Origin of the sequence: Alteromonas sp. KUL42 (assembly GCF_006538325.1) — a bacterium.
Taxonomy (GTDB): Bacteria; Pseudomonadota; Gammaproteobacteria; order Enterobacterales; family Alteromonadaceae; genus Alteromonas.
Genome location: NZ_BJKK01000031.1, coordinates 1 through 25,091, shown reverse-complemented (window position 1 = coordinate 25,091; position 25,091 = coordinate 1). Strand labels below are relative to the sequence as shown.

Below are 25,091 nucleotides of genomic sequence, written 5' to 3'. Positions count from 1 at the left end.
GCTGCATTTTTTATTCGTAAACTTGCTGACTGTACACCTGATTCACATACCAAAATGAATGAGCACCAGGTTACCCACGGCAGCGCACAGCATGGCAAGAAACGTTAAAATCATGCCAGAAAAACGCTGCCAACTTACGCCTGCATGCTTGCCCAAACCATAAGCGTGGACAACGCGCCCAAATAACAAGGCGGCCCCTAGCGTGTGAACTACCCACATTTGCCCAGTATTAGCCTCAAAGCAGGCGATCATAATAAGCGTAATAGGTACATATTCACTGAAATTCCCGTGGGCACGAGTTAAACGGCTAAGATCTTCATGACCACCATCGCCCAATCCCACCTTGTGACGACGTCGTGCAGCGATAACGGTAAAAGAAAGGTATAAATAACAAATACCCAACAGACTGGCGTAAAACGCGGTGATCGGCAGTACCATGGTCAACTCCATATGTTATTGTTTTAAATAGTTTACTATTGACGTTTTCTATTGACGTAGCCCCATAACAGGCACGCTGATGTCTGTGGCTATTAAACGTTATCTATCGGTAACTTACAAGCAGCAAACACGCAATAAAAAAGGCCGCTTTAGCGACCTTTCTTCGTGCAATGGGTTTTGCTTAGCCTAAACGCTCAGCCAGTTCTGCACTAACTTCATCTACTGGACGGGTGCCATCAAGTTTGTGATACGCACAGTTGCCCGCTTCTGCTTCCGCACTGTAGTAATTCACAAGTGGCTTGGTTTGCTCATGATAAATAGCAAGACGCTTGCGAACCGTATCTTCTTTATCGTCATCGCGAACGATAAGCTCTTCACCGGTTTCGTTGTCTTTGCCTTCTTCTTTTGGTGGGTTATACACCACGTGATATACACGACCAGATGCAGGGTGCACACGACGGCCGCTCATGCGCTCAACAATAACGTCGTCTGGCACATCAAACTCGATACAGTGATCAACCGACACACCTGCTTCCTTCATCGCATCTGCTTGAGGAATTGTACGAGGGAAGCCATCAAGTAGGAAACCGTCTTTACAGTCGTCTTGTGCAATACGCTCTTTAACCAGACCAATAATGATCTCGTCAGAAACTAATTTGCCTTCATCCATTACACGTTTCGCCTGAAGCCCCATCTCTGTGCCCGCTTTAATAGCAGCACGAAGCATATCGCCAGTTGAAATTTGTGGAATGCCATATTTGCCCATTAGGAACTGAGCTTGTGTGCCCTTACCCGCGCCAGGAGCGCCGAGAAGAATAATTCGCATGAGTGCGTTCTCCGCTTATGATTTTTGAACTTTTTACTTCGGGCACTTTACACATTCAACACAGGGGTGACAAGTGTAAGCAGTGCCGTAAGGTGAATCTTAAGACTAATGGCGAATATATGTGCGACTTATGGGCAAATTTGTCATTTCGTGCCTACCCACTCTTTTGACATCAACGCCACACGTGCCCACACACTTACCAAATACTAAAAACAGTGCCTTTGGTAAACCGCATTAGCCCAATATATTAACTGCCTAGAATATAGCACAATAAAAACCGTAAACTTGCGAATGTTAAATTTAGACACAAAAAAACGGGCGATACGCCCGTTTTTCTATGTAAACCTACATTAAAGTGAGCTTATTTTGCTAACTTCATTAGTAGCGTGTTCAAGTTCTGTACAAAGGTAGATGGATCTTTCAGGCTACCTTGTTCAGACAATGCCGCTTGGTCAAACAATACACCAACCCATTGACTAAACAGCTCTTCATCCTGTGTATCAGCCAGTAATTTAACTAAGCTATGCTCAGGGTTTAATTCGAAGTGATATTTCACGTCTGGTACGGTCTGACCAGCTGCTTGCATCAACTTCATCATCTGTGTCGTCATGCCATTATCATCAGCTACAATAACCGCCGGAGAGTCAGTTAAACGATGGGTAAATTTCACATCAATAACCTTGTCGCCAAGTGCAGTTTTAGCGCGCTCTAACACACCAGCCACTTCTTTTTCTGCTTCTTCCTTCGCTTTCTTAGACTCTTCGTCTTCTAAGTCGCCTAAATCTAAGTTTGCTTTGGCAATAGAAACAAATTGCTTCTCGTTAAATTCGGTTAGGTGAGACATTAACCACTCGTCAATGCGCTCGCCCATAAGCAATACTTCAATGCCTTTTTTACGGAAGATTTCCAAGTGCGGGCTAGACTTTGCAGCTTGCAAGCTATCTGCAGTCACGTAGTAAATCTTATCTTGCCCTTCTTTCATGCGCTCAAGGTAATCTGCTAGCGATACCGTTTGTGCGTCAGAATCACCGTGGGTAGATGAGAAGCGCAGCAAGCCGGCAATCTTTTCACGATTGCTATAATCTTCAGCAGGACCTTCTTTTAAGACGTTACCAAATTCGTTCCAGAACGACTGATACTTTTCACTGTCGTTTTTCGCCATCTTTTCAAGCATTTGAAGTACGCGCTTCGTACAACCTTGGCGTAGTGCTTGAGTAATTTTGTTGTCTTGTAGAATTTCACGCGACACGTTAAGCGGCAAGTCGTTGCTGTCTAATAGACCTTTAACAAAGCGCAGGTAAGTCGGCATGAATTGTTCAGCGTCGTCCATAATGAAAACGCGCTGTACATATAATTTCAAGCCGTGGCTTTGATCGCGATTCCACATATCAAACGGTGCTTTAGATGGAATGTACAATAAGCTTGTGTATTCCGTCTTACCTTCAACTTTGTTGTGTGCCCACGCTAGTGGGTCGGCAAAATCATGAGAAATATGCTTGTAGAACTCGTTGTATTCTTCATCTGAAATCTCAGATTTTTCACGGGTCCACAATGCAGTTGCCTTGTTGACGACTTCCCACTCACCTGGTTGCGCAGGGGTTTTCTCGCCGTCAGGGCCTTCGCTTTCTGGAATTTCATCTTTCCACATTTGCACGGGAATACTGATGTGATCAGAGTATTTGCTCACGATTGAGCGCAAACGCCATGCATCAGCAAACTCTTTTTCGTCTTCACGTAGGTGTAACGTAATTTCAGTACCACGACTTGGCTTGTTAATTTCTGCAATGGTGAATTCACCTTCACCATCAGAAATCCACTCTACACCGCTCGCAGCTTCTGCGCCAGCAGCACGTGTGCGCACAGTGACTTTGTCTGCAACAATAAATGCTGAGTAAAAACCAACACCAAATTGACCGATAAGTTGTGAGTCTTTGGCACTGTCGCCCGACAACTTGCTAAAGAAGTCTTTAGTACCAGACTTTGCAATTGTACCTAAGTTTGCAATGACCTCGTCACGGGTCATACCAATACCGTTATCGGTAATTGTGATGGTATTCGCTTCTTTATCTACGCTAAGTTTAACGTTTAGGTCGCCGTCGTTTTCATAAAGGCTATCGTTTTCCAATGCGCGGAAACGAAGCTTGTCAGCTGCATCGGCGGCATTTGACACTAACTCACGCAGAAAAATTTCTTTGTTTGAGTACAAAGAGTGAATCATCAGATGTAAAAGTTGTTTTACTTCCGTCTGAAAACCGTGGGTTTCTTTATGGGCTGCTTCAGCCATAATCCAATATCTCCTCATTGAATGGATCACCTTTCTGATAGACAGGTAAGGACAACCAAACCATTTTTCAATGTTTGAGACGAAATTTTCTTTTAATGGGATAAAAAACGATGAATTTTAGGCTGGATTACTAACGCGTATATATCGTTAAAGTGGGTTGTTGCGGTGCATTTCCCGAACACTTCTGGCGAATTTATAGCAATAAAAAAGCGCCTATAAAAATAGAAAGGCGCCTTAGTCTATGTTGTTAAGCTAGAGCTTTCGACGCCCAGAAAACGCATGCGTGAGCGTGTTGCCATCAATGAATTCAAGCTCACCACCCACAGGTACGCCATGGGCAATACGTGAAGCCTCTATATTGTGTGAAGCGCATAACTGTGCAATGTAATGGGCCGTTGCTTCGCCTTCTACGGTGGGGTTAGTCGCTAAAATCACTTCTGTGATCCCACCAGCTTGCAAGCGAGTTTCTAGTTCGTTCAAACCAATTTCTTCAGGCCCAACTCCATCAATTGGCGATAAATGCCCCATCAATACAAAATATTGCCCTTTGTAGCTTAGCGTTTGTTCGATAGCCAATACGTCTTGTGGGCTTTCAACAACACATAGCAAACCACTGGCTTCCCGTTCAGGATGACGGCAGATATCGCACAATTCGTCTTCAGTAAAGGTTCTACAACGCTTGCAATGATGAATATGTTCCATCGCATTGTGCAGCACATTACTTAGATCAATAGCACCGTTACGATTGCGCTCAAGCAAATGAAACGCCATGCGCTGCGCACTTTTATTCCCGACGCCGGGCAAACATGTCAGCGCTTGAATTAGCTCTGACAACAATGGACTAAACTTCATATATACAACTACTGTTCTGACTTTTGCGTTAAGCACTCTGACGTTCGTCGGTGCTCTATTTTGCGATGATGACCTATTTAATCACGTATGGATTTATAGAGTCGAGCACATTTTGTTACGCATTAAAGCCTGTTTTAGGATGTATTTGCGGCTTAATTAATTGCTATGACTGTCCACTGTTTATATATTGGAGCGTATTGCGGTACACAAGCAGTATACAAATACACAAACCTGTAGTGGAAGGCACACTCAGGTTGCCAAGCAGTATTAAGAAGGAAGTTAATTATGGAAATGTTACTTGAGCATCTAATATCGCCGCAGGTTTTCCTGCTGATCCTCGTCATTGTTGTCCTCAAAGTTTCAATTAAATTCGTGCCACAAAACAGAGCCTATTTGATTGAGCGATTTGGTAAATACCAGTCGACAAAAGAAGCGGGATTAAACTTCATTATTCCATTTATAGACCGTGTGGCTGCCGACCGTTCACTAAAAGAGCAAGCGGTTGACGTACCCGAGCAAAGTGCCATAACAAAAGACAACATTTCGCTTCATGTTGATGGTGTACTGTACTTTCGCGTTTTAGACCCTTACAAAGCCACTTATGGTGTTGATGACTATGTGTTTGCCGTAACCCAATTGGCACAAACCACCATGCGTTCTGAGCTCGGTAAAATGGAGCTAGATAAAACCTTTGAAGAACGCGACATGCTAAATACTAACATTGTTACCTCTATTAATGACGCAAGTGGTCCTTGGGGTATTCAGGTGCTGCGCTACGAAATTAAAGACATTGTGCCGCCAAACTCTGTTATGGAAGCAATGGAAGCACAAATGAAAGCAGAGCGTGTGAAGCGAGCGCAAATATTGGAGTCTGAAGGCGATAGACAAGCCGCAATTAACCGTGCAGAAGGGCAAAAGGCCTCGGTCGTTTTGGCAGCGGAAGCAGACAAGCAAGAACAAGTATTACGTGCTGAGGGTGAAGCCAAAGCCATTATAGCCGTTGCTGAGGCACAAGCTGAAGCACTGCGCAAAGTTGGTGAAGCGGCAGATACGTCTGAAGGCCAAAAAGCCATTCAACTAGACTTAGCCACCAAAGCAATTGAAGCCAAACAAGCCATTGCCAAAGAGTCGTCTGTCGTGCTGCTTCCCGATAATAGTACGGATGCAAGCTCATTAGTGGCGCAAGCCATGACAATTATCAACCGTATGAATAAGCAGGCCGAATAATGTGGTTTTCTGAGCACATGCCACAGGTTTTAGTTGCCGCAGGGTTAGCCTTGCTGGCTATTGAAGTATTAATTCTGGGTTTTGCCACCTTCTTCCTGTTGTTTATTGGGTTGGCAATGATTATTACCAGTGCACTGGTCTATCTCTCTGTTGTACCAGAATCATGGTTAATGGTGTCGCTGTGTGTTGCCATTTTCACTGGCGTATTTGCCCTTGTTTTGTGGAAACCACTGCAAAAAATGCAAGGGCACGTAGAGAAGAAGCCCGTCACCAGCGACCTTGTTGGTCACACATGGAACCTTGCTGCAGATATCGCACCTGATGCGCCAGGGCAATATCAGTATTCGGGTATAACGTGGAAGGTGGTTAGCACGCAAGCCATTAAAGCCGGCACAAAAGTGAAGGTAATTGAAGCCAACGTTGGTGAGTTTATCGTAGAGCCTGTTTAAGCATTACACAGCGTTTTACTAATGAGCTTTTAAATACATTGACGTTTATTTCGATTCAAAAGCCCTCTTTATCAGAGGGCTTTCTTCTCTTTACTGTATTATCCCTACTGTTTTTTGCGTAAAGTTATTTAGCTAAGATCTACGAGTTATCGTTTACCCGATTTTATCTGCCTCATACCTAGCTATACATAGTTATTTCTGGCGCGTTTTACTTAGAGCATTCTATTTGTGCATCATCAAGCGCGTATAAAACGATACCGCATCCACCATATTTTTCTCATCTATCCGTTCATTTGTCCCATGAAACCCAGATAAATATTCGGGCGTTAAAGTCATTGGGTTAAAGCGATATGCATCGGTAATTTCTGAGTAGAAGCGACTGTCTGTTGCTGCAATAGTAAGCCCAGGGGTTACAATGACATCACCATGTACATCGCGGGTTACCGACGCGATATTGTTAAAACCTTCAGATTGGGTATTGGCAATACTAGACGGGGTAAAAGCGCGAATGGTGTTGATTGTCACGCGATCATCATCGATAGCGCGCGTTACCCAATCAATTACGCGCTCCACTGTGTCTCTTGGGTGAACGCGAAAGTTAATTTTCGCAGTTGCGGTTTGCGCCAGGACATTGGCTTTTACGCTGCCCGATAACATAGTAGGCGCAGTAGTTGTGCGCAGCATAGCGTTACCAGCCCTCGATGTTGACAAAGACGATTCAATTAACGGCTTAAATAGCCATGTATTGGCAAATAGCATACGTTTACCAAAGTTCATATGCTTAGCAATGTTGCTGTACATCTGCTCGCCCAAGCCATTCAATCCGCCAGGCACAGGGGCATTTTTAACATTAACAATGGCCTCTGCCAACACACTGACTGCCGTATCTTGTGGAGGCATTGAACTGTGTCCGCCCTCGCCTTTTGCCACCAATTCAACAGTCAGGTAGCCTTTTTCAGCTACGTTTATACTGGCCACCCGCTTATCAGAGCCTGGTACTAAACCATCAAGAACAAAAGAGCCCTCATCTAATGACCATGCAAGTGCCACATTTTGCTGTCTAAAGTACTCAGTAACTGCTTGAGCGCCTTCTCTGCTGCCAATTTCCTCATCATGGGTAAGAGCAATATAGGTATCTTGTTCGGGCTGATAACCTTTTGAAAGAAGTAAGGTTACAGATTCCATTAAAGCCACTACAGCGCTTTTATCATCAAGTGCACCCCGCCCCCAAATAATGCCATTTTCTACAATGCCCGCAAAAGGCGGATGTTGCCAATTGCTCTGAGTTCCGGGGTTCACCGGCACTACATCATAGTGCGCTGAGAATAGTACTGCCGGTGCTTGGGTATTCTTACCTTGCCATTTAAACAACAATGTAAAGGTATTAAGAGGTGTCACGCTTAGTTCGGTATGCACAGCGGGGTACGTTGTAGAAAGCCACGCAATAAAGCGGTGAAAGCTCTCATCGTCTCTTTGTTTAGCGTCATCATGGCTAATAGTTTGAAACTGAATCGCTTCAGATAAATGCTGTGACAATGTTGGCCCGTGCGGCACTACATCAAGCAATGTAGATTGAGAAGAAGCATGTTGCTGCGGTACAAATTGAAGCGTTCGAATTACAACAATTGCACTTAGTAACACCAACACACCTAAAATAGCGTAAAGCCCTTTTTTAATCATTATCCGTATTTCCTCGGTTTAGGATAGTTCACATCCATATGTAAATGGCCTTGCGCAAAAGGGCTTCCGAATTTGCAAAACTGAATAAACGTTTTTTAACTGCCTACCGAACCTGCAATAGCGCCTTGCTGTTCACGATACTGACGAGGCGTACACCCTGTGGACTTTTTAAAGTGTGTGTAAAAGGTAGAACTTGAATTAAAACCCGCCTGATAACCAATGTCCGTAACAGAGAGATGGCTTTGTTGATGGCTCAACAATAATCGTGACGCCTCTTCAATTCGCAAGGCGTTAATGTAGTCGTAAAACGAAAGTTTTGCATAACCATTAATGGTTTCAGACAGATGATTTACCGACACATCTAACCGCGTAGCCAATGACGATATCTTAAGACCGGGCTCTAAATAAGGTTGCTCCCGATGCATAACGTCTTGCAGTTGCTGCCATAGAATAGACGCGCAAGACTCTGTCAAACTTGATGTTTGATATTTCTTTTTATTAATTTGGCTAGCACTAGCTAAATTAGCAGGAGATTGACTGGCAATAGTTTGAATAGCTTTAACTTGATTGGTATTGGTTTGACTATTTGTCTTCAAAGTATCTCGAGATGTATTTGTTTCTTGGTTCACCTCACAGGCAATATTGTGTTTTGAGCTTTGCGTTAAAGCCAGCTTGAATGCGACGTCTAGGTTTGATTCATTAATTCCTTTGGCATCGCCCAACCTCAAATTCGCATCATTTATAAGCCTACTGTCTTCAATACCATTCGCACCTCTAGAAAGGTCTGAGGCAATGTCAGCATCGCTATACACCTTTTTCTGATAAATGCCGTACTTAGCAAAAAGAAAAATACTGATAAATGGGCCAAGTGCCTGTAAATGTCCACCTCGTATGGTGTGGCGTAGGCCAAACTCCCGAGAAAGATCGGCAAAAGTAGCGATTACAGTAAGCGCAAGTAAGCTCCACGCTGCACTTTGCAACCAACGCAAATCAATGCCATCAAGTGTAGAAAAGCGCGCTTTAATGTTTTCTCTATGGGGATGTAACCACCGAAGCGATATAAAGGTATAGCTGAAAATAGATACCCACGCGGCTACTTTATGCCAAAAACGGTGCTTTTGAAGTTCGGTACAATCAATATGCTCGCAATCAAAGTAAAACACACTTTGTGAATCGATAGGTTGTTGAACTAACCACAACAACGCAAAAAGCAAGGCAGGAAGAAAGTGTAACCATTGGATAGGTTCCCAGCGGTATCGAAGGTCGCATTGATAACGCGTGTAAAGGTAAAGAAAAGGGCCATACAGCATCTGCAAAGAAATAAAGGTGTACACACCATTTCGCCACACATCACTTTCTTTTTGCACAACAAATGCAATAGCTAACAGCGCGGTAGTTGCACTAATAAGCAACATAAAATGTTTAGCAGTAACGTCCACATCACTACGCCACATATTCAGTACCAGCCCGCCTAAAAAGGCAACTGCCAAAAGAATAACTAGGCTAGATGTGTGTAACGTGAGCGAGTCGCTCAATAACAACATAGTGGCGTCCTCTACGCTTCTACCATCACTACTTATGTAGGGGATGATTTGAATATACTACGTTTTGCCAGCAATTAATTCGAATTTGCAAATTCGAAGTGTTTTATTGGTGTATTTGTGTGCAGTTTTGCAAATCAGGAAGCGAGCCATTCTCAAGCCCGTTATAACCAAGTTGAACTGAATGAAACTTATACAGAAAACAATAACAACGGAACCAATACATGCACACAACAAGTTTAAAAAAGCACGCGAGATCAGCGGGTTTATTCACGCTACTTCCTCTGCATTTAGCCATGCTTCAAGCCCATGCCCAATCAAGTGAAACACAACAGCAAGTTGAGAGCGGCGAGTCGCTTCAAATAGAGCAAATAATGGTTACTGCTCAAAAACGCGGAGAAGACTTACAAGAAGTGCCCCTTGCCTTGTCGGTTCTTAGCAGTAAAGAATTGGAACGAGAAAACCTTCAAACCTTTCAAGATATCCAATATTCGGTACCTAACCTGAGCATGGTTGCCACTACTCCATTTGCCACCACAGTAAACATGCGCGGTATTCCTTCAAACCCTAATGGTGTATTTAACTCGGGCACAAGCCCAGGTTTAGGCATTTATGTAGATGGTGTGGTATACGCCAGAGCCACAGGCTTTAACCAAGAGTTAAGCAACGTTGCCCGAGTTGAAGTACTGCGAGGTCCGCAAGGCACCTTATTCGGACAAAATACCAATTTAGGGGTAGTAAGTATCACCACCAAAAAACCATCAGACATCACAGAAGCGAAAGTTAAATTAGATGTGGGCAATTACAATTTGCGCAAGGCAAATCTATACGCCACTGCACCATTAATAGAAGATGTTTTATCGGCCAGCGTAACCTTATTTGACGTATCCCGTGATGGCTACATCGATAACCTTGCAGACGGCAGTAAATTGGGCAATCAAGACAGACGTGGTGGCCGAGTACAAATGCGCTATACCCCCATCGACGATTTAACCCTAGACGTAAACGCCGAAATACTAAGAGGCAGCAGTACGCCACCAGCGGTTAGTTTAACCGATCACGGGTTAGGGCTGGGTTACATTGGGTTACTAGGGCAAGGCGAACATCCTGATTCATTTATTACCGATGATATTCGCAGCGCCTACGCCAATAGCAACCGCTATTTTTCCGACAGAGACAATTGGGGTGTAGATGCCACCGTAGCTTACCTCTTTGACAGTGGCTATGAAGTGAAATCAATTACTGCACAAAAGACTTATAAATCGTTATTGGGGATGGATACCGATTCAACCAGTATCGACTTAAACTACAGTGTAGAAGGCGAAGACAATAAACAGTTCACCCAAGAGTTGCAGCTAATATCACCAGCAGAAAGTGACCTGCGGTTTGTTTCAGGGGTTTACTATTTACGCAACGAAGCGATAAACCAACAAGACTTTGCTACTGCGACAGGCATTTTCGGCATTCCCACAGGTCTTCCCGATGGATACCCTCAATCACTAAACCTTCTGCCAGGCGCAGGTGTTAAATTAGATGGCGAGTTAACCACAGAAAGTACCGCACTGTTTACTAATGTGACTTACGATTTCACCACTACACTAAACGGCTTTGTGGGCATTCGTTATTCAGAAGTCACCAAAGATATGGCATTTGCACAAGACGGCTATGAAACCTCGTTACCTGGCGTGTTTTTGCTTGATTACATTAACATTCCCGAAACCGTTCAATCACAAGAAGATGATTTTGTTTCGTGGACAGCGGGTCTATCATCAAACCTAACTGATAACGTCAATGTGTACGGCAAGATAGCCAAAGGGTATAAGGAAGGTGGCTACAGCTTCAGACCACAATCGACGGCATCGATAGGCGGTGATGTCACTAACCCACAAATGGAATTTGGTCGCGAAGCAGTAACAAGCTATGAAATTGGCTTAAAAAGCGACTTATTAGAGCGCCGTATGCGCCTGAACCTCGCCGTGTTTTATTTGGACTACCAAGACATTCAAACCCGTGTAGTAGACGACAATGGTGTAAATCGCGTAGTGAATGGTCCATCGGCAGTGAGTCAGGGCATTGAAGCTGAGCTTCGTTATCGTTTAACCAGCGGATTAACCCTAAAAGGCACAATGGGCTACGCTGATGCGACATTTGGTGACTTTGCGAACTGCCATGCCGTTGATGACTGTAGTAATAATCAACTTCCCGGTGCAGCTAAGTGGACCAACACACTCGCCATCAATTATTTAGCCACTATTAACGACAACTGGGAAATGTTTGCCGGCGTCGACTACTCTTATCGCAGCAAGATTCAAAGTGATGCGAGAAACTTAAGTGCAACTGAGTTAGACAGTGATAATCGCGTTAATGGCCAAGTGGGCATTGTATCTGGTGACGGTCAATGGGAAGTCATGCTGTGGGCTAAGAATCTACTTGATGAAGAAACTATGGTGAATCGCACCGACAGCGCCACTTCAACCTTAGGCTTTTCAGATGCACTTTACGCCATGCCTAGAACCTTTGGCTTAAGTGTGACCTACACCTATTTTTAAACAATGTTATTTTAAGTAACGCGCTCTCTTTTCAAACCCATAAGGAGTTTGTGAAGAGAGCAGTCTAGTATTAATGCCTCTAATAGAAGTGCTCAATGATGTGTGTTGTTACGTAATCAAAAAAGCTCCTACACAATGTGAGGAGCTTTTCATGAATAACTAGGTATTACTATCTCTTGGCTATAAAAGCCCCCTCGATAAGAGGAATGAAGAGATTAAAACGGCATTTTGAAGCCAGGTGGTAATGGCATTCCGCCTGTTACATCACCCATTTTTTCTTTACTGGTTTCTTGTACGCGACGTACTGCATCGTTGAAGGCTGCAGCCACTAAATCTTCAATCATGTCTTTGTCGTCGTCCATCAACGACTCGTCAATATCAACGCGACGTACGTTGTGGTTACACGTCATGGTTACTTTTACCATGCCCGCGCCCGCTTCGCCGGTGACTTCTAATTTTGCCAAGTCGTCTTGTACTTTCTGCATGCGCTCTTGCATTTGCTGCGCCTGCTTCATGATGTTGCCCATTCCACCTTTAAACATAATGTTCGTCTCGCTTCGTTTTGGTGTTAATAATTCTACTATCTTGCTTTCACTGTGTCGGTTAATACAGATGCATCAAACGTCGACATCAGTGTTTGGATAGTGTCGTCGGTATTAATTACTGTGTGCGCATGCGCATGGCGCATAGCATGTATTTCTTGTTGTAGCGTAAACGGTGTAGATGAAGGTTCACCTAACTTAATATCTATAGTTACGCCTTCACCTAATCCGTGATGCAATGCATCAATCAATTGTTTCTTCGTGCTGTCGTTTAATAAATGCGCCTGACTGTGGTCAATTTCAAGGGATACCGCGTTGCCATTACGAGAAAAAGCCGCATGTAAAACAAGTTGCTTCAACAGCCCTGCTACTGGCAGCTGTTCAACCAAATGGCTCCATTCATCAATTTGACTTGCATGAGTAAGCTTGTTGCCATCGTCAAGGTAGGCCTTTAAATTACCGTCATACGTAGCGCTAAGCGGCGCGTCAAAATCCAATGCATCGCGATAATATCCAGAGTCTGTTTGCTCGGGTGTACTTTCAATTTGTTCAAATGGCGGCGGCTCGTTATCAAAAGCCCAAGGTGGCGTATCGTGGTTATCATGATCATGATCAATAGCATGCTCGGGCTGTGCAGACGCTTCCTGAACACGCGCTTCATGAAAAGCGTCGTCGCTGGCGCTAATTGACGAACTTGTGGATACCGCATTTGACGCATTAGGTGATGTTGACTCCGCTGACGCTACTGCCCCTAGTGACGCGGTATCATCAGCTACATCATCATTTGAGAATGGCGCATCTGCATCAAACTCATCAAAAATGAATTCATCCGCGCTGGCATTACCTTCTTTAGAACTACCTTCACTAGAACTACCATTGCTAGTACTGTTTAACCCACTTGGCTGAGTATTACTGTACTCAACCATACTACCTTGCGCCATGTCATCTTGGGCTAAATTATCATTTAACGGGCTTTCATTGGGTTGCTGTTCAGAAGATACAACAGCCTCAATTGGCTCAGGTTGCTCAGTCTCTTGAGCCTCATTTTGCGATGATTGCCCTAAACCCTGTTGACCCAAAACACTTTGATTATCTGGGCTTTGGTTATCTGCGTTCTGAACACTGGTATTTTGGTTATCCGCGGTTTGCTCTGGAACATTTTCGAGACTGTTATTGGTAGTGGCTTGGCGTGCTCTACCCTGTAAACCCAATACGCTTGATGCAGAAGTAGTAGAACTTGCCGCAGGTTTTGCTTTTTCCTGCGCGTCCTGTGCTTTTCGCTGTTTTAATTTTTGTCGCAGCGCCAACATATCAGCGGTGGTAGTTAACTGCTCTTCTGGCGAACTCCCTTGAGTCGCGTTTATTGCACCATCGGAAGCGTTGCGATTGTCTTGAACGGTGTTGCCATTACCCGTGTAGTTTTCTTCATAACCATAGAAACCGCCTTCCTCTGCTAGGGGCGGCATATCGTCCATGTAAGCATCTAACGGCGGCCTATCGTCAGCAACATCATGCTGAGATGATGAAGCGGCTTGTACTGGAGCCCCTGTTGCTTCTGATGCTGGAGCTGCCACTTCTGACAACGGAGTTGGAGCATTCGATACTGGAGTTTGCATTGGAGCCAGAGCTTGCGTTGGTTCCGGAGTTTGCGTTGAAGCTGGAGCTCCCGCCACTTCCGCAGCTACTGGTGCAGATTCTAACGTTGGTGCAGAAGCTGATATTTCATGAGCAGTTTTGGAAACATCGGGACTAGCAGGTTGTTGCTCAACTAACGATGGTCCCTGCTCGAATTCATCAACAATGTCACTTTCCGTATTAACAGTAGTTGAATGCGCATCGTCTAGTTGTGCAGACGTTGACTGATAATCAGCAGCTTCACTCTGGTCATGTGGCTCGGCGTTCTCGGGCGTTGATATTTGCTCATGTGTTGCAGAAGTTTCGCTTAAAGGCGCTTCCTTCTGCTTACTGACGTTTCCCGGGCCACCACTTGGGCTTGCCTGCTGAACGGGAAGTGTGTGCTCACTACCACTTGATGAAATTATTTCTGAGGTATTGCTAACGGGCGATGCAGGTGCAAATGTCATCATTCGCATCAGGGTCATTTCAAGTGCACTTTTGCCATCGGCACTGTAAGGAAGGTCTTTTCTGCCTTGAAGCGCAATTTGATACAGAAGCTGAACCTGCTCAGCTGGTATGCTTTTCGCCAATTGATAAATGGCTTTTGCAGAGGTGGTTTCCAACTTACACGCTTCGGGTACCCATTGTGTTAACGCAACCTGATGCAACAAACTGCCAAGTTCACTATGCACATTGTCATAATCTGGCGCTTGTTCGGCAATGTCATTTACCAATTGAAGCACATCAGCGGGGCTTTTATTCACCACGGCATGTATTACTTTTAACAACTGGTTTTTGTCCATCAAACCCAGCATGTCTGTTACCACAGATGCGATAACTTTATTACCGCCCTGTGCTATTGCTTGATCTGTTAGGCTTAACGCGTCTCGCATACTGCCTTGAGCTGCTCTTGCAAGCAATGCTAACGCTTGAGGTTCAAACGGAAGTTGCTCGCGCTCTAAAATGTGAGACAACTGCCCTACAATTTGCTCTCGCGACATGGCTTTTAAGTTAAACTGCAAGCAGCGCGACAGTATAGTAATAGGAAGTTTTTGCGGGTCGGTTGTAGCCAACAAGAACTTAACGTGCGGCGGTGGCTCTTCTAAGGTTTTGAGTAACGCATTAAAACTGTGCTTAGACAGCATGTGTACTTCGTCTATCAGGTACACTTTGTAGCGTCCACGTGTAGGTTTATACTGAACGTTATCTAGTAACTCCCGCGTATCTTCTACCTTAGTTCTCGACGCCGCATCTATTTCAAGCAAATCAACGTAATTGCCCTGCTCAATTTCTTTACAGGTATTACATTGGCCACAGGGGTTGGCTCCCTGCCCTTCTTCGCAATTCAGGCTTTTGGAAAAAATACGCGCTATGGTGGTTTTACCTACACCGCGAGTACCCGTAAACAGATACGCGTGATGTAAGCGATCGTTATCTAATGCATTTGAAATAGCAGAAACAACATGCTCCTGACCTACAAGTTCGCTGAACTTGCCGGGGCGCCATTTCCTTGCCAGTACCTGATAACTCATTATTACGTATTTCGCCCTTTCGCTAAATGGCGCTTACTCGCCTTCAAACTCACAAATAGAATAGCTTTCAATATCTATTGCAGAGAGCTTTTCGCAACCACCTAAGTCGGGCAAGTTAATGACGAACCCTGCGTGATTTACTTCACCGCCCAACGAGCGTATAAGCTTAACTGAAGCGGCAATGGTGCCACCTGTTGCTAGTAAGTCATCGATAAGCAACACTTTATCACCTGGAACAATAGCGTCTTTATGGATTTCAAGTGTATCCATGCCGTATTCCAATTCATAACTTTCACTAACCACTTCGCGAGGAAGTTTGTTCGGCTTTCTCACCGGCACAAAACCGATACCCATTTCAATTGCCAATGGAGCACCGAATAGGAAACCACGCGCTTCAGTACCTGCAATTTTGGTAAATCCCATACCTTGGTATTTTTCTACCAACAAAGAAATACAGCTACTAAATGCTTTGTGATCTTCTAAAACACTGGTTACATCTCTGAACAAAATACCTGGTTTGGGGTAATCAGGTACGGTTTTTACTACTGATTTTATATATTCTGCAGTCACAATAATGCCTTGAATGTCTGCGTTATAACCAGAAGGTAAACCAGCCGGCGATGATATGCATCAACGGAAACGCGATTAGAGTTGCTAGCGATGCTAAAAAGTACCACTTGTTATAGACTTCTTTGAAATCTGAATTGTCAGCCATTTGCACTACCTAAACAATTATGTGAACAAAAAAATGGTCGTAAATGTTAATCGAAAGCAAGCCCGATTGACAGTGCTAATGTGACTGTTCGTCCACTTTCAGTACAGATCGTCAACAAATTGATCAGTAAGTTGCAATTGTCCGTCTACTTTTTGAACTTTACGCCAACACAAATATGTTTTTTACCAGCATGTCGTTTACTGTTTGATGCAAACCGCTTTGTAGTGTTTCTTTGGGAATTTGGGGAAGTTGACTATGCATAAGCTCACCCAGTGAAGCTAAATCAATGCCTTCAGCGTATTGCTCTAGGGTATTGATCAACATTGCACTAACTGGGTTCAAATGGGCAAATTGCACATGGTGTTCGCTGTCTCGGTATACTACATAGAATTGCTGCTCGGAAGCGGGCTCATCAGGTATATAATCATCACCAATCAAATGGACGGGGTATGAATAAGCGGTAAGTGATGCATAGGGTGAAACGACAATGTTCTCTACCTTGTCACCTTCGCGGTAAAACATTACACCATTAACATTAGTTCGAATGCTCACATCAAGCTCTAACCACTCATAGTGAGCAAGTTCTGCGCTAAATTCTGGTAATTGAATGGGTAAGCTAGGCTGAGTTGAAAGATATTCTACGAACTCTTTGCTTATTTCGGCAAAATATGGCGAGCGACATTCGTGAGCAATAAAAAACTGACGAACCAACGATTCCCATCCATGCTCGCCATAACGCTTAAGCACAATAGACTTAAGCACGGGAAACCCAGTACTAATGAAATTATCTATATTATTGAAAAATAGAGATTGGTAGATATCCATTCTACGCGCCTCATCGTCATTCGAGGCTTGAAATGACAGCGGATCTTTTATTGCTTTAACAAAATTTGCTTGTACCGACTGAAATGCCTTTCTCACGCTACGCTTCCTTTTTCAGCAACTCTCGCAACATCATCGCAGGTGCTTTGCGTCACATTATTTTGTATTTGTTTAATGCGGTGAACTTCTGTTATCAGTTCACTTATAGGTGGAATATTAAAATCCCGTTCAAGTAATGTAGGAAACACACCATGCTTACGATAAGCATATTCTAGCAACTGCCAAACAGGCTCAATGACATCCGCACCGTGAGTATCAACTTTCAAATCTTCCGCTTCATCATAATGGCCGGCAATATGCCCATACACTATTTTGTTACTGGGTAAGCCGTCGATAAACTGCTGTGCATTGTATTTGTGGTTAATACTATTCACATAGACGTTATTCACATCTAACAACATTAAACAGCCCGACTCATCGAGTATGGCTTTGGTGAACTCAAGCTCACTCATCTGTTGGCCAGGTGCCATATAATAAGACACATTTTCAAGTACCAACGGTCTTTCAATAATATCTTGTACTTGCTTTATACGTGCCACTACGTGCTTAACTGCATCTTCAGTAAAAGGAATTGGCATTAAGTCATACATGTGGCCATTGCCAGAACAATAGCTTAAGTGTTCGCTGTACAACTCAATATTGTGTAAATCTAAAAAGCCTTTCACTCGCTTAACAAACTGTGTGTCTAACTTGTCACTACTGCCAATCGACAGTGACAAACCATGTGTAGTGAAAGGAGCTTGTCGTGACGCCAGCTCAAACTGCTGTTGGTAACGCCCGCCAAGCGGGAGCCAGTTCTCTGGCGCGACTTCCCAAAAATCAATATCAGAGGGCAATGTAGGCAACAACTCATCGAGCATTTCTCGCCTAAATCCTAACCCTGCGCCTTTGATTTTATTCATACCTTCACCTACTGACTAAACCGCAATACAAAAATGGCCATCAACTGACGGCCATTACAGGAGCGTCCAAGACGTTAGCACTATTTAATTCAAATAAGCTGTTAACGCTTGGAAAAAACACGTGTGATTACATGCTACCACACTTACCTTCACCGCATTTACCTTCTTTAGCCTTTTTGTCGCCGCCGCACTTACCTTCGCCACATTTGCCTTCTTTGGCTTTCTTGTCGCCGCCGCACTTCCCTTCACCACATTTGCCTTCTTTGGCTTTCTTGTCGCCGCCGCACTTGCCTTCACCACATTTGCCTTCGTGAGCTTTCTTGTCGCCGCCGCACTTGCCTTCGCCGCATTTACCTTCTTTAGCTGCTTTGTCGCCGCCGCACTTGCCTTCGCCGCACTTACCTTCTTTAGCCGCTTTGTCACCACCGCACTTGCCTTCGCCGCACTTACCTTCTTTAGCAGACTTATCTCCACCGCATTTGCCTTCAGCAGCAAACTGACTGTAGCCCGATTCAAGAGACTGCATGCCAAATGGGTTAGTATCTGCTAAGGCAACCGTAGACGCCAAAGATCCAATTACCACTGCGCCAAGTGCAGTAGCTACCGATGATTTTTTAATTTGTTTCATTGATATACCCTCAATAGTATTAATCGTATTTGACGTACGGTAAGCACGTGTAAATAAAAAGACCCTACAACATTAATGTATATTTCACAATTGCATAAAATATTTCAAATTAAATCTTAGATTCTTGATTTTATGCAATTTAATTCTTCAAGTACCGTCAGGATCAGTTCTCTAAATATACGAGAGCGTAAACTTTTACACTTTGGTTTAAAAGTAAAGTACAGTGTTAGTTAGAAGTACAGCATTTCAGGGAATTAACGGTGAAGCAACAGTTTTACTTAGGGGAATGGCAAGTAGATGCCGCAAGTAATACGCTGTCATTGGGAAAAACAAAACGCACTATTGAACCCAAAGCGATGGATGTATTACTGCTTTTGTGTCAACAGCAAGGCGATGTAGTTAGCGCCGATGATATTGTGGCGCAATGCTGGCCAAACGCACCAACTGGCGACAACCCTGTTCATAAAACCATTACTCAACTTCGCAAAGCATTGGATGACAAAGCCAGTGCACCACTGTTCATTGAAACTATTAGAAAACGTGGTTACCGCGTTATTGCCCCTGTGCAGTTTGTCAACGATGAACAAGCACAGGCTGCGCAAGCTAATTGGCATGATGCGTCACCCTTTCTGGGGTTAAGTGCTTATTCCCCTGCCGAAAGCAAAGTGTTTTTTGGGCGTAATGCACTAACCCGCGAGCTAATAACCCGTATTTCCACGCAGTTTAAGCAACATCGCCCGTTTACCCTCGTCATGGGGCCAAGTGGCTCGGGGAAAAGCTCATTGGTACATGCAGGCTTACTACCCCGACTGCTTGACACCAAAGGGACAAATGGCATTCGCGCTTACGATTATGTAAGCATAGACGTTGCCGACATAAATCTTGCTACTAATGGCTTTACTAATTTATTAAATGAATTAGCCGCTAGCATGCTCGATTGGGGTAACGATGAAAAAGGCGTTTTTGACGGATTCAGTGCACAGTCCCTTGCCAATGCGCTTCAAAACCAACCAGAAGAAATCATCAACCATGTTAAGAAGTGGTTTTCAGAAGCGGTAAGCGGCAATAACACGGGTGTAAATGTACCTTACCCCTGTTTTGCCATTGTTATCGATAGGCTAGAAGCTTTACTGGCGCATTCAGCGGTAAGTGAAAACGAAAAGCAAAAAATATTCACCCTGCTTGAGACCTTAAGCGAAAGCAACGCGTTCCTTGTACTTTTGGTCACTCGTAATGACTTTTACCCGCTTATTTCAACCTATGCGCCGTTAATGAAAAACAAAGCTCGGGGAGCGCACCTTGACATTGCTCCTCCATCGCTAAGTGAACTGGGACAAATAATTAAGCTTCCGGCTGTGGCTGCTGGCCTTGAATGGGAGTGGGATGAAAACAGCAATGCCAGTGTTGATGATATTATTTTGGCAGATTCTGCAAAAGAGCCCAACTGCTTACCCCTTTTACAGTACACACTGCAAGAACTTTACCTACAGCGACAAGGTAATACCTTGCAATTAACGACCTATCGAAAACTTGGCGGTATTGAAGGTGCCATTGGTTATAAAGCAGAGGCGCTATTTGCCGCGCTACCTAAAGGGGTTCAGCACGCTTTCAACGCTGTAATGCCATTATTGGTGAACTTAACCGATGAAGGCGCAAACCTAACTAGCAAAAGTGCACGTTGGGATGAACTTAACACCGATGCTGAGCGAGACTTTGTTAAGCAAATGGTAGACAACAGGCTGTTTGTTTCTTACTTGAATCAGGGTACTGCCAGCTTCAGAGTGGCGCACGAAGCCGTACTAAGAAAATGGGACCGGGTACAACAGTGGATCACGCAACATCAATCGGCCCTATCGAATAAATCAAGCCTTACAAGACAAACAAAATTATGGCTAGCAGACGGTAAAAGCAGCGCTTACTTACTGACAGAAGGAAAACCACTGATTAATGCTGTCGCCCTTAACGACATGCCCCATATTCGCGTGTCTAAAGACGAACAGATGCTTATTAAAGCATCAACACAAAAAGCAAAACAAAAAAGGTATTTAAAGGGGTTACCGTAGCGCTACTTGCTTGCTTAACGGTATTGTCGTTTGCCGCCATGCTAAGCAGCCAGCAATCGCAGCAACTGGCAGAGCGTAAACGCATTGAAGCAGAAAACTTAATGGGTTTTATGATTGGTGATTTTGCCGACAAGCTTAGAAGCGTAAAACGCATGGATTTGCTGGAAGGTATTAGTGAGCAAGCATTAGCCTATGTAGAAGCGGCGCAAGAAGAGGATACTGGATGGTTTGGTACAACTGCTCAGGAGCCGAGTTTTGAACTGCGCTTTCAACATGCACTGTCTTTGCAAGCGATGGCTGAGGTACGCTTTTACAGAAATGATACCGATACTGCTAAGCAGTTATATGAACAGGCAGATGAACGTTTAGGAGCGCTACTTAGAGAACAACCTAACAACTTCGCGCTATTAATAGCCGCAGGGGCAAATGCATTCTGGCTGGGAGATATTGCATTAAGAGATTATAATTTTGTATTAGCAGATGCTCAGTTCAACCGCTATTTGCGCTATAGCGAAAAGATGCTGGAGTTATCCCCTAGCAATCCAGACGCTCTGCTAGAGTTAAGCTACGCGACTAACTCAATTGGTAGTGTAGCCTTTCGACAACAAGACTTTGACAAAGCGCTTTCATTTTTTGAGTCATCATTGGATTATAAACTAAAGCTACTTGAAAACTCAGTGTCGCCTATCATTGCCGCTACTGCGGTTGCTGATACTTATTCTTGGATTGCATCTACACAGATGCACAAAGGCCGTATTAGTGAAGCGCTTTTAACATTTGCAAAAGCAGAGTCGATATTAACCAACAGTCTTTCCACCTATCCCGGTAATGCGGAAATAATTGAAACACTTAGTTTGATTAAAATAAATGCCGCAAAAAATAGTCAATTTATTAATGGCCCTAGCACCTCTGCCGCACAACTAAATGATGCTAAAAATCTATTGGGCCAAATACTAGGGCAGGACCCTGACAATAGTTCATGGCAATCTTACTATAAACATGTCAAAGCTTTGCTGGACTATTACAACTCACTTACTTCTATCTCTACATTAAATAGTATTAGTACAGAAGCAGAGATTATGATTGATGAACTGCTAAGCGATAATACCCGACTCTCTTCAAAAATTTACGCGGCCCACTCATATCAAGAGCGCAATGAGTGGCGAACTAGCAGAAACTTATTAACTCAATTGAACATAAAACATTCTATTAAAGACGACATAAATAAGAACATTAATACAGAGGCTTCTAACGTTAGAGTATTAGAAAATTATGTAAAATACCAAATCGCTTATATTCGTCAATTGCTTCACGATAATGAAGAGAATATCAATATAGTTCAAAAAGAATGTGAAATACTGTTTTCACTTTCAAAAACAGTAATTAACCAGAGTAAACACCCCCTATTCTTGCAAGCCCATGTATTCGCTGGCTACTGTTTAAATAAAGCAGATGCAGTAGCCACACAACGTAGGCAGCTCACGCGAATGAATGTACCGCTGCCGCATTATTTTACTACTATCAACAAGGAATTGATAAATGACAACACCACCCAACTATAGTTACAGTGTATCCGTCGATACAGAAGGTACTTTTACCATAACACCAGAAGCCGGTGCACCAGAATCGCCTATTACTGTTACTGTACCTAACACAACAATTACGTATACTCTTACGCCAGATACTGCAGCAGCCATGGTATTTTTAGCGCCAGAGGTCTCCAATGATCCTGATAAAGACCTAACGTGGGAAATTACAGATGCTGGTAGAAGTATTGTGATCACCGATTCAGATGCTGACGAAGAAGACAGTATTTGTGTAAAGCTAGTGACAGGCTTTATCAGCCCAGATCCACAAGTAAAAAACGAGCCAGTTTGATCATTTTTACAATTTAGATTATCAACTGAATTGGCTCTATGACTTACGATCAACACGCTGGTTAAATAGCCCAGCGTGTTTTCATTTAACGGTTCTTACAAATAACATATTTGGTCACGCCCTTGCGACTTTGCTTGATACAGCAAGGTATCAGCAGCATTAAGCAGAGCATCGCTGTTGTCGTACCTTTGCCCTTCTTGGGTTGCTACGCCCATACTTACCGTTAGCCTAGCATTAGACATTAAGGCAAAATGTTTTGCACTTAGTTGTGACAAATGGCGTTTTATTCTTATGGCAAGTAGTTGCGCCGTTTGTGCCGAACAATTAGGCAGAATTAACGCAAACTCTTCACCACCATATCGCGCTGCTAGCGTGTCGCGGTTGGGCAAACTTAAACTAAGTGTTTCACCTATGCGCTTTAAGCATTTGTCACCTGCAATATGGCCGTACTCGTCGTTGAATAATTTAAAGTGGTCTATATCAATAAAGACAATACTTAAAGGCAGTTTATCTTCCTCGCAGCGCATCCACTGTTCATGCAAGTAATCAGAGAACTTGTGTCTATTCGCTAAACCCGTTAGAAAATCCGTTTCTGCTTTTCGTTTTAATGATGTGTACTCGGCTTTATGTATGGTTAAATCGCGCAATATGCACAAAAATAGCGAATTAGAAGAAGACAGCTCTTCTGGTAACGTTGAAATGCTAAGCTCAACAGGCAAACTTTTCATACCCACCGATGCACGAGTAAGTTTTACTTCAATTGGCGGTGAATTTATCACCGTGGTAGATGCATTATGAAGATAATGGGTAAGCTGGCTTTGTGAGCGCCCCGATTTATCGTAAATAAGTGAAAGTAGGTTTTCACCTGAAAGAACATCACGGTTACTGTCTAGTAATGATGCAGCGTTTGAATTCAACATTTCTATTGTGCCATTAATACTAAGCACCATAACCGCTTCATTAATGAAATTGAGCATTCTGGCTAACGAACTGTCTTTATAAAAGTTAAACAGCTCTGCAGTCTTTGTTGAAGGTGTGTTGTCATTTAACATTGTTGTATACATCCCGCTGTCTTCCACTAGAAAGGACCTAAGTTGCATACAAGATTACTGGGTTAACTGATTTTTTACCTTCCGGCTTTCTTCCGATTTATCCTATTGATTTATAAAACTTTAATTTAATCCAGAAGGTTTAATTCAGGTTTATTTATTGGTTTTAGACGTGTTCTCGATAATAGTTGCCGCATCGGACGATGAAAATAATTGACTAAAACTCTGTTGCAGTTGGTGGCTTAATTTACTTGCTTTAGAAATGGCAAAATAGGTTGGTATATTGAGTTCTTTTGAGACGATATGATCAGTTATGCTATCAGGAGACTGTTGTACATAGTAATCATAAGGGGCCTCATACGTCATTAAATGCGTCGTTCTTCCAAACTGAAATAGCTGAATTGCATCAGAACTGTTCGCCATATCAAAGATAATGTAATTATCTTCTAACAGTTCTTTGCGCATACCTTCGTAGTCGTAGCCTCTTATTGCTGACACCGTTTTATCACTTTCTAATTTTGGGTTGGTCAGCAATACCAAAGACAAATAACTAAAAGGCTTTTCTACAAAGGTAACATTGTTATCTAGCGCCGTTGTGCCTTTCACATTGATGGTAAGGTCTACTTTACCGGTACGTAAACTTTCAAAAAGACGAGCTGGCGGCGGGCAAACCACCCTTACTTTATAACCCATATCATTCAATAATGAAGTAGAAATGGTAACGGCTTTACCGTAGCAAGTATTGTTTTCATTATTTTTAATGACTAAAGGAGGGAATTCAACGACGCCTAAAACAACCGTATTATCAGAAGTATTATTTATCGTTTCGTGCGCAACACTAAGGGTACAACACAGTAGAAAAAATAAGGCTATTGTAAAGCGCAAAAACATCTCCTCCACATTTCCTTACAATACAAATCACAATACAAAACAGTTATGGTGCTTTTATAGACTATATATAGAAAATGCTGAATAAAAGAAAGTTTAACGCGTCATTTTGAAATAGTAAAAGTCATGAGAACTTTACGCATGCTATGAAAAATAAACTACTACTGCACGTTAAGCTTTTTCTTTTATATACCAACGCTAGGAAGACGAATTACTGAAACCAAGCAACTTCGGATGAGACTTACTATCACTGTCTGTGATTTGCTTATTAGCGTAATTTCTAGGTCCGAAAGAGGCAGCTCTGCCCGATGGGACCAAATGTTGTATCTGGTGGTATGTAATAGAATGACTTGTGCAGGAAGCAAAAAACCCGCCGTTAGGCGGGTTTCTCGAATGGGGACCTGGCAGTGTCCTACTCTCACATGGGGAGACCCCACACTACCATCGGCGCTAATACGTTTCACTTCTGAGTTCGGAATGGAGTCAGGTGGTACCGTATCGCTATGGCTGCCAGGAAAAAATTGTTAACAATCTGGGAAATCTGATATT

Annotated in this window: 21 protein-coding genes and 1 rRNA gene; 6 read left to right on the top strand and 16 right to left on the bottom strand. The window is 43.4% G+C overall.

Features of this window, described 5'->3' with window-relative positions; translation table 11 throughout:
- Nucleotides 1-42: 42 nt before the first annotated feature.
- The 4 genes from EYR97_RS21525 to recR all read right to left on the bottom strand — a co-directional run bounded on the left by EYR97_RS21525 (nucleotide 43) and on the right by recR (nucleotide 4,400).
- Nucleotides 43-438 (bottom strand): MAPEG family protein, encoded by a 396-nt coding sequence (locus tag EYR97_RS21525; protein ID WP_131095810.1) that lies wholly within the window; start codon nucleotides 436-438, stop codon nucleotides 43-45.
- Nucleotides 439-619: 181 nt separating this feature from the next.
- Complete coding sequence (gene adk, locus EYR97_RS21520) at nucleotides 620-1,264, bottom strand: adenylate kinase (RefSeq protein ID WP_131095809.1); 645 nt, start codon at nucleotides 1,262-1,264, stop codon at nucleotides 620-622.
- Nucleotides 1,265-1,625: 361 nt separating this feature from the next.
- Complete coding sequence (gene htpG, locus EYR97_RS21515; protein ID WP_131095808.1) at nucleotides 1,626-3,548, bottom strand: molecular chaperone HtpG; 1,923 nt, start codon at nucleotides 3,546-3,548, stop codon at nucleotides 1,626-1,628.
- A 252-nt stretch (nucleotides 3,549-3,800) separates the two neighbouring features.
- Entirely contained in the window at nucleotides 3,801-4,400 is a 600-nt protein-coding gene (recR, locus tag EYR97_RS21510; protein ID WP_131095807.1) for a recombination mediator RecR, read from the bottom strand.
- Nucleotides 4,401-4,685: 285 nt separating this feature from the next.
- On the opposite strand from recR, the gene EYR97_RS21505 reads away from it, so the two are divergent.
- Together EYR97_RS21505 and EYR97_RS21500 are read left to right on the top strand one after the other, a co-directional pair.
- Nucleotides 4,686-5,627, top strand: coding sequence for an SPFH domain-containing protein (locus EYR97_RS21505; RefSeq protein ID WP_131095806.1), 942 nt, complete (start codon nucleotides 4,686-4,688; stop codon nucleotides 5,625-5,627).
- A complete protein-coding gene (locus EYR97_RS21500) occupies nucleotides 5,627-6,076 on the top strand; it encodes an NfeD family protein (RefSeq protein ID WP_207308080.1) in 450 nt (149 codons plus the stop codon). Before EYR97_RS21505 ends, EYR97_RS21500 begins: the two co-directional genes overlap by 1 nt.
- A 222-nt stretch (nucleotides 6,077-6,298) precedes the next feature.
- On the opposite strand, the gene EYR97_RS21495 is transcribed toward EYR97_RS21500, so the two are convergent.
- Nucleotides 6,299-7,756: a M20 family peptidase gene (locus tag EYR97_RS21495; protein ID WP_131095804.1), complete on the bottom strand. Its 1,458-nt coding sequence runs from the start codon at nucleotides 7,754-7,756 to the stop codon at nucleotides 6,299-6,301.
- Nucleotides 7,757-7,851: 95 nt separating this feature from the next.
- Complete coding sequence (locus tag EYR97_RS21490; RefSeq protein ID WP_131095803.1) at nucleotides 7,852-9,300, bottom strand: helix-turn-helix domain-containing protein; 1,449 nt, start codon at nucleotides 9,298-9,300, stop codon at nucleotides 7,852-7,854.
- 221 nt (nucleotides 9,301-9,521) lie between these two features.
- On the opposite strand from EYR97_RS21490, the gene EYR97_RS21485 reads away from it, so the two are divergent.
- Nucleotides 9,522-11,846 (top strand): TonB-dependent receptor, encoded by a 2,325-nt coding sequence (locus tag EYR97_RS21485; RefSeq protein ID WP_131095802.1) that lies wholly within the window; start codon nucleotides 9,522-9,524, stop codon nucleotides 11,844-11,846.
- 215 nt (nucleotides 11,847-12,061) lie between these two features.
- On the opposite strand, the gene EYR97_RS21480 is transcribed toward EYR97_RS21485, so the two are convergent.
- From EYR97_RS21480 to EYR97_RS21455, 7 genes are all read right to left on the bottom strand, one after another.
- Entirely contained in the window at nucleotides 12,062-12,388 is a 327-nt protein-coding gene (locus EYR97_RS21480; RefSeq protein ID WP_131095801.1) for a YbaB/EbfC family nucleoid-associated protein, read from the bottom strand.
- Between the two features lie 38 nt (nucleotides 12,389-12,426).
- Nucleotides 12,427-15,537: a DNA polymerase III subunit gamma/tau gene (gene dnaX, locus EYR97_RS21475; RefSeq protein WP_131095800.1), complete on the bottom strand. Its 3,111-nt coding sequence runs from the start codon at nucleotides 15,535-15,537 to the stop codon at nucleotides 12,427-12,429.
- A 33-nt stretch (nucleotides 15,538-15,570) separates the two neighbouring features.
- Nucleotides 15,571-16,107 (bottom strand): adenine phosphoribosyltransferase, encoded by a 537-nt coding sequence (gene apt / locus EYR97_RS21470; protein WP_131095799.1) that lies wholly within the window; start codon nucleotides 16,105-16,107, stop codon nucleotides 15,571-15,573.
- 22 nt (nucleotides 16,108-16,129) lie between these two features.
- A complete protein-coding gene (locus EYR97_RS22580) occupies nucleotides 16,130-16,252 on the bottom strand; it encodes a hypothetical protein (RefSeq protein ID WP_258313279.1) in 123 nt (40 codons plus the stop codon).
- Nucleotides 16,253-16,411: 159 nt separating this feature from the next.
- Nucleotides 16,412-17,173 carry a DUF2063 domain-containing protein gene (locus tag EYR97_RS21465; protein WP_131095798.1) on the bottom strand — a complete coding sequence of 254 codons (762 nt, stop codon included), beginning with the start codon at nucleotides 17,171-17,173 and terminating at the stop codon, nucleotides 16,412-16,414.
- Nucleotides 17,170-18,036, bottom strand: coding sequence for a DUF692 domain-containing protein (locus EYR97_RS21460; RefSeq protein WP_131095797.1), 867 nt, complete (start codon nucleotides 18,034-18,036; stop codon nucleotides 17,170-17,172). The genes EYR97_RS21465 and EYR97_RS21460 overlap by 4 nt, the downstream gene beginning before the upstream one ends.
- A 127-nt stretch (nucleotides 18,037-18,163) precedes the next feature.
- A complete protein-coding gene (locus EYR97_RS21455; protein ID WP_131095796.1) occupies nucleotides 18,164-18,664 on the bottom strand; it encodes a hypothetical protein in 501 nt (166 codons plus the stop codon).
- A 260-nt stretch (nucleotides 18,665-18,924) separates the two neighbouring features.
- Between EYR97_RS21455 and EYR97_RS22575 the strand changes: the two genes are divergently transcribed.
- Genes EYR97_RS22575 through EYR97_RS21445 form a run of 3 tightly spaced genes read left to right on the top strand, consistent with a single transcriptional unit; the run spans nucleotide 18,925 to nucleotide 22,605 of the window.
- Entirely contained in the window at nucleotides 18,925-20,727 is a 1,803-nt protein-coding gene (locus tag EYR97_RS22575) for a winged helix-turn-helix domain-containing protein (RefSeq protein ID WP_242635157.1), read from the top strand.
- 38 nt (nucleotides 20,728-20,765) lie between these two features.
- The gene (locus EYR97_RS22570) at nucleotides 20,766-22,289 is read left to right on the top strand and encodes a hypothetical protein (protein ID WP_258313278.1); all 1,524 of its coding nucleotides are present in this window, start codon (nucleotides 20,766-20,768) and stop codon (nucleotides 22,287-22,289) included.
- Complete coding sequence (locus tag EYR97_RS21445; protein WP_131095795.1) at nucleotides 22,267-22,605, top strand: DP-EP family protein; 339 nt, start codon at nucleotides 22,267-22,269, stop codon at nucleotides 22,603-22,605. The genes EYR97_RS22570 and EYR97_RS21445 overlap by 23 nt, the downstream gene beginning before the upstream one ends.
- A 95-nt stretch (nucleotides 22,606-22,700) precedes the next feature.
- On the opposite strand, the gene EYR97_RS21440 is transcribed toward EYR97_RS21445, so the two are convergent.
- The 3 genes from EYR97_RS21440 to rrf all read right to left on the bottom strand — a co-directional run bounded on the left by EYR97_RS21440 (nucleotide 22,701) and on the right by rrf (nucleotide 25,057).
- Nucleotides 22,701-23,705, bottom strand: a complete 1,005-nt coding sequence (locus EYR97_RS21440) for a GGDEF domain-containing protein (protein WP_242635155.1) — start codon at nucleotides 23,703-23,705, stop codon at nucleotides 22,701-22,703.
- A 102-nt stretch (nucleotides 23,706-23,807) separates the two neighbouring features.
- Nucleotides 23,808-24,539, bottom strand: a complete 732-nt coding sequence (locus EYR97_RS21435; RefSeq protein ID WP_165478130.1) for an ABC transporter substrate-binding protein — start codon at nucleotides 24,537-24,539, stop codon at nucleotides 23,808-23,810.
- Nucleotides 24,540-24,941: 402 nt separating this feature from the next.
- A 5S ribosomal RNA gene (rrf, locus tag EYR97_RS21430) occupies nucleotides 24,942-25,057 on the bottom strand.
- Nucleotides 25,058-25,091: the final 34 nt, after the last annotated feature.